Source organism: Pseudotabrizicola algicola (genome assembly GCF_010915705.1).
GTDB lineage: Bacteria > Pseudomonadota > Alphaproteobacteria > Rhodobacterales > Rhodobacteraceae > Pseudotabrizicola > Pseudotabrizicola algicola.
Genome location: NZ_JAAIKE010000024.1, coordinates 1 through 5879 on the forward strand (window position 1 = coordinate 1; position 5879 = coordinate 5879).

Consider the following 5879-nt stretch of genomic DNA (forward strand, 5'->3'; position numbering starts at 1 on the left):
TCGGAAAGAACGGCTTCAAACGCTCCATCGGGGCGTTCGTCAGCCAGAAAAGGTTGCTCGTCGGTCAGGTCGCCTTGCGGAGCCTGAATCACGCAAACCGCCCGAAATCAATGGGGCCGGAGCATAATCAACAAGATGCCGAGACCTGTATCATGCCATTACCGAGTCTGGACAGGTTGCATCCAGCCGGAAAAGCTCATCCAACTCAGCCATCAACACCGCAACGTTTCCGATCCCCACACAGGCGGTCTCCAAAATCGTGTCCCGCCCCGTGATCCTGTTCCGCGCTAGCACAACAGGCGATCCGTCCAGTCCCTGATGCCGGGGATACAGCAGTGTCAACCGACTCGTCCGGTAAAGATGCCCATAGGCCATCATCTGGTAAACGTCGCTTTGGGAAACCCCATGTTTCCTGTCGTCCACCCGCGCCGTTATTCTCTTCCACTTCGTGTCGATGATGTGGACCACCTCACCTCCCCGCCGAATGAGAATGTCAGGCTTCGTCTGGAACAGACCGCGCCGGTCAGGCTCCGAGGTCAGGCAGAACAACCGACCGGTCTGCAGATGGACGGAAAACTCCGTGCCCCTCAGGCAGCGCACGATCATCCGGCCCACATATTCCTCGAACAAGGCATTCATTTCGAAGAGCAGCGCAGTGCCTTGACCAGCGCCCGAACTGGTCGTCTGATATCGTCCGAATAGGAACAACCGCGCCATTGCCAGCAACTCGGCCCATGTCCGGTTCGTCCGGTCGAGGATCACCTCGTTCCACCGAAGGGCGGCCGGCCGCACATCCGTGACGTCGGCATAGACAAAGCCCAGCTCCCGAAGCGTCTGGACGTTGGCTGCACTTCGCGAGGCACGGGAAAGATGCCCGATTGTCGCCTTCAGGATCCGGTTCAGGGCGATGTCCCCGGACAGCTCATCGAACCGGCAGGCGAGGCGAGACGGATTGACCGCATGCCGCGTGAACTGCCGCGTCACGTCGAGGGTCCCGCGAAGGGCAGGCAGATCATCCTCGTCCCGCCGATATTGTCGCGGCATGCCTCGCCTGACAGCTTCGGTCAGCTTCTCGGCAAAGACCCGGATCAGGATTTCCAGAAGCGTGTCGCGCTGCGAATCGAGCTCCGTCACCCGCCCAAGGTCGATCCGCAGATCCAGCGCCACGGCAAGCATATGAATCAGTCGCCTCCGGATCGCTGCGTTACGGGCCGTCGGGTCGGTTTCGACCACATCGATCTTCGGCAGGATTTCCAGCGCGCCCTGCGGTGCAGCAATGACGCCCACGACTCCCCGCGCCCGGATGTGCTTGCGATGTTCCTCCAGCACGCCCTGCCCACCGCTTCCGGCAAGGGGCGATGACCGTGCAACTTCCGCCAGACGTGCAGCGAGGAGCTCGGGTATCTGCCCCTCGCCCTTCCCGTAGGACAGGCTTTCCCACTCCCGGATCGTGTAGATTCGCATCAGGCCGCGAACTCGGACAGATCGAAACGGTCATTCGGCGTCCAGCGCATCCGCGGTTCTCGGGTGTCATCGTCCCCAAGGCCATCGGGCACTGGCAGAACGCGCGCGGTCAGGAAACGCGACCGTCCCTGCGCCGTATCGCCCAGAACGGCGGCGACCCGGGACCAGTCCTCGTAGAAGTACTCAGCCAGCAGAGGGATCACCTTGTATCGCAGCACATCCTCGATATCCGCGCGGCTTTTGCAGGCCGAGAAATAGGCGTGTCCGATCTGATGCTCGCGGTCGAAGAGATACTCGATGCGCTCGTTCAGCGTCTGCAAGAGCCTCCGAAGCGCGATCCCGTCCACGACCTCGGGCAGGACTGACGGGTCCGGCATCAATTCGCGGAAGGTAAAGCGGCGGCGCAGCGCGGTATCAAGCAGCGCGATGGAGCGATCGGCCGTGTTCATCGTGCCGATGATGTGCAGGTTCGCAGGCACCCCGAAGAGCGTCTTTGAATATGGCAGTTGCAGCCTGATCTCGTTTTCCAGCCCCAGTCTCTTGTCAGGTTCCAGCAGGGTGATGAGTTCACCAAAGACCTTCGAGATGTTGGCCCGGTTGATCTCGTCGATGATCAGCACATGCGGACGGGCAGACCGCGTCGGGCGGGCGGCATCTTTCCCAAAGACCGTTTCCTCAAGCACATCCCAACCGATCAGGTCCGGCTCCAGCGAGTAGATCGGGTGGAACGAGGTGAAGGGCTTCGGATAGATCCCCTCGCGGTCCACGCCTTGCGCGCTGGACCACATCCACTCGACGGCCCGCGAATGCCGCGCTGGTTCGGTGGCGGTCGGGGGCTCGTACAGATACGGCCCCACGATGCGCCCCAGTGCCACGACATTTCCGGTGCGCGCCGTCAGCATGACGAAGTCGCCGATCTCGGCTTCCGAACGGATCACCCAAGTCCCATAAACATCGGGCGAGTATCCCTTGATCTGCGGATCCTGGACCTGACGCACGGCCTTGATGCGCTCCCATTCCTCGAATTCGGGCGCAGACCAATCCGTATCGCCGCCATGCAGCCAATCGATACGCCCAAAGACCAAGGCTTGATCAAGCTTGGATTTCCATCCGCTGCTTGTGAGGCCCAGTTGGTAGATCCTTCTTTTCCGATCCAGCCGCGAAGCCCCCTCCGCCGCAACCCCGGCATCCAGCCGCGCCCGCTCGCTGATCCGCTTGAACAGCCCGTCCTTCACCTTGAGCGTAAAGCCGCCACCCTGCGCCCCGCCCTCCGACGGATCCGCACCTCCAGCAGACCCCGTCTCTGGCCGCAGTCCTTCGACGAACTCTTCGTAGGACATGGACTGGTGGAAGGTCACGAACTCTACTCTACCCTCGGAGACCAGCGTCCGATAGGCCTCCATTACAGCCTTCCGGTTCTTGCGCATCGTATCGCTAGTCTGTTCGCCCAAGCAAAGCCGAACCGCCTCGAAGGCCGTATGATAGGTCTTTCCGGTCCCGGGTGGCCCGTAAAGGATCAGGTTCGTCGGCAAGCTAATCTCGGTGCTCGTCATGGGTTCTGTCTTCCTTGGCCGCTCGAAAGCAAAGGTGAATGTGTCGTCTTCAGACTGCGTCGCGCCTCTGCGACCAATGAGGGTGATGCCGGCTGTATCTGCAAACACCGGATCAGAGACCGCGTCCCCGACAGCCACCACCGTGAAGGACGGCCCGAGCAGGCGGTGCAGATCGCCTACCCTGTTCTCCACCTGCAACTGTTGATCCTCGCGCGCCGGTTCGACGAAGTAATTGATCGCGCAAAGGCGCACATGGTCAGCTCCACGATCCACGTGGGCGTACTGTTCGGGCAGCGGGAGGGCGTCACCAGTCTCGCCGACGATCACGAAACCGGCGGCATGAAGCAGCGAGGCAGCATCATACTTCTGTCCCCAGCCGCCACTGAATTCAGCCTTTTTGCGAATGAACCCGATGATCGGCTTTGTCGGATAGACCCTGTTCGGTCGGTCGCGCGTCAGCAAGACCCAGTAGTCCATGGGTTCGCCGAACCGCTCAAAGATATCTGTCCGCTCCACACCATCCCTGTGCCGATCAAAGGCATCCATCGCGCCTTCCACCGTCAGCCGCTCGATATCTGTGCTCTCGTCGCGGTACCGCGACACAACCCACAGCGCGCTCTGCACGTCGATCATGTCCCTCGGGGCCAGATGCGCTCGGCAAAGGCCGCCCGGACAGCCCGCATGAACCGCAACTCGTCGGCATAAGTGGCCGAAACCTGGGTATGACGCGGAAAGGGACGCCCCGTCCCCTCGCGCCACAGATCCTGCCGGACGATATTGCGGATGTAGCTCGCCGAGTCCGGCCAAAGGTGGAAGAAAAGGAACTCCGCAATCTGCCGGGGCGGATCGTCCGAAGGGTTCGGCATCGCCGCACGCCAGACCGCAACGAATTCATCCATCGCGGCACCGTGCCCTTCGGGCGGCCCCAAGGCCGCACGCGCCAGTCGGACCAAGGCAGGTTGAAGCAGTTCCTTGTCACCATCACCATTGGGCATGAGCGGCAGGCTCGTCCGCCAATCCAGAAGATTGCTGCTCTTCAGGCTGATCGACGCCAGCACAGCGTCCAGAACTTCGCTATCCGTCGAGGCCGCTTCCAACCCGGCCCGCAGATTGCGCGACGTTTCGAGCTTGTAGCTTCTCTCCCGCTGATCAAACTCTGAATCCGGCGGATCGAAGTGCCGGAAGCCCGGAAACATCGTCCGGATCACACCGATCCATCGTGCAATGGCAGTAGGATCGAGAGCAAGTTCACCCTTATCTCCACCGACAAGGGCAATCAGCTCTTTCAGCCGACCCACCGAGTCCACACGCACCTGAATGCAATCCGACGTCCTGAATGACCAGTCACGGCTCAAACCCGAATGGCGCGCACCATCCTTCTGGCCGTTCTGATAGAGAAAAAGTTTTACAACAAAGCCTGCCGCTTCCACCCGGTCGGACCATTTCCGATGCAGAAAAAAGTTCTGCGCCGTTGCCTCGACCTGCCAGACAAGCCGCTCTCCACCGGTCGTATCGAATGCCACCATCTTCTTCGTGGCTGTCCCGGGTCGCAAATCAGACCTGACCAACTCCGCCAAGAAAGCGCGCCGCAACGGAACGACGGCATCACGGTCGTTCTCCACGACTCGCGCCTCGATACCTTCCCACATTCAGCCTTCTCCCAATTCCGTCAGAGCACAGAGCGTGTTCACAAGCCGCATCTGCTCGACCATCTCGCATTTCGCCTCGCGCAGACGCGGGGCGCCGAAGACCAGTGCCAGCCCCTTGGCGCGCGAGACCGCCACATTGATGCGGTTGAGGGAGAACAGGAACTCCATCCCGCGCGAGGTTTCCTGGGCCGATGAGGCGGTCATCGAGACGAGGCAGACCGGGGCTTCTTGTCCCTGAAACTTGTCCACTGTGCCGACACGGATGGCTTCCGGCAGCGCGTCGCGCAGGGCGTTGACCTGTGCGTTGTAGGGGGCCACGACGATGATATCGCTGGCCTGAATCGGGTGGGTGGTGCCGCCCTTCTCTGTCCATGTGCCCCTCAGCAGGTCGGCCACGGCCGCGCGGATCGCTTAGACCTCTTCGGCTGCGATCTGCGCGTTGCCCTCGTGCGGGACCGGCACCCAGAATGCTCCCGCCTCGGGGAAGCGCGTGCCACGGACTGCCTGATGCGCGGTGTCGGGGTGGCTGGTCAGCCGCCCCTCATAGACCTGGTCCGAGATGAAGCGGCAGACCTCGGGATGCATGCGGCGCGAGACGGGCAGAAAGATGCCACGGTCCGGGGGCACGGTCGCATGGTCGCCCAGCATCCAGTCGAGGCAGGACAGGTTCGCAGGCTCCGGATGCGCGCCCTGGATCACCTGCGGCAGTTGGCGCGGGTCACCGACCAACACGATATTGCGCGCCGCCCGGCCCATGGCGATCATGTTGGCCAGACCGACCTGCCCTGCCTCATCGACGAAGAGCCAGTCAAAGGCCTGCACATTCTCGTCGCGGGAGAAGAACCAGGCTGTCGCGCCAACGACATGTTGCCCACCCGCCGCCTCGTCATTGCTGGTGGTGCGGCGGACCGGGTAGCCGTCATCTTCGCCGCTAGTCTTGTGAACCAGATCCAGCGTGATCGGCGCGGCCCGCATTGGTCGGCGATGACGTCACGCAAGGCGCCAGGGATGGGTTTAGGATCAAGCGGCCAGTCGGGGTGCAGGTTCACCGGTAATCCTCCCCGTTTTAACGGGGCGCGACCGTAGAACCCACGCGGCCATTTTCAGCTTCATGGCGGGTGTGACGCCGCCGATGCCCATGTTGGGGCGTTCGTTGTTGTAGGTCCACAGCCATTCGGTGGCGATCTGCTGCACCTCCTCGATGGTTTCAAAG

At 61.9% G+C, this 5879-nt stretch carries 5 protein-coding genes and 1 pseudogene; all 6 read right to left on the bottom strand.

Annotation, left to right across the window (positions count from 1 at the left end; all coding sequences use genetic code 11):
• Positions 1-150: 150 nt before the first annotated feature.
• Entirely contained in the window at positions 151-1464 is a 1314-nt protein-coding gene (locus tag G3572_RS21735) for an McrC family protein (RefSeq protein WP_164615801.1), read from the bottom strand.
• Positions 1464-3650 carry an AAA family ATPase gene (locus G3572_RS21740; protein WP_164615802.1) on the bottom strand — a complete coding sequence of 729 codons (2187 nt, stop codon included), beginning with the start codon at positions 3648-3650 and terminating at the stop codon, positions 1464-1466. The genes G3572_RS21735 and G3572_RS21740 overlap by 1 nt, the downstream gene beginning before the upstream one ends.
• On the bottom strand, positions 3647-4666 hold the full coding sequence (locus G3572_RS21745) for a hypothetical protein (RefSeq protein ID WP_164615804.1): 1020 nt from the start codon (positions 4664-4666) through the stop codon (positions 3647-3649). The genes G3572_RS21740 and G3572_RS21745 overlap by 4 nt, the downstream gene beginning before the upstream one ends.
• A complete protein-coding gene (locus G3572_RS21970; protein WP_205518857.1) occupies positions 4667-5062 on the bottom strand; it encodes a C-terminal helicase domain-containing protein in 396 nt (131 codons plus the stop codon).
• A gap of 15 nt (positions 5063-5077) precedes the next feature.
• Positions 5078-5641 (bottom strand): AAA domain-containing protein, encoded by a 564-nt coding sequence (locus tag G3572_RS21975; RefSeq protein WP_205518858.1) that lies wholly within the window; start codon positions 5639-5641, stop codon positions 5078-5080.
• Positions 5642-5758: 117 nt separating this feature from the next.
• A pseudogene (locus G3572_RS21755) lies at positions 5759-5879 on the bottom strand (IS3 family transposase); the annotation flags it as partial.

What these genes read in the sequence shown, in the direction of transcription:
- G3572_RS21975 (WP_205518858.1), bottom strand. Translation starts at nt 5,641, where the DNA reads ATGCGGGCCGCGCCGATCACGCTGGATCTGGTTCACAAGACTAGCGGC.
- G3572_RS21745 (WP_164615804.1), bottom strand. Translation starts at nt 4,666, where the DNA reads ATGTGGGAAGGTATCGAGGCGCGAGTCGTGGAGAACGACCGTGATGCC.
- G3572_RS21735 (WP_164615801.1), bottom strand. Translation starts at nt 1,464, where the DNA reads ATGCGAATCTACACGATCCGGGAGTGGGAAAGCCTGTCCTACGGGAAG.
- G3572_RS21740 (WP_164615802.1), bottom strand. Translation starts at nt 3,650, where the DNA reads ATGATCGACGTGCAGAGCGCGCTGTGGGTTGTGTCGCGGTACCGCGAC.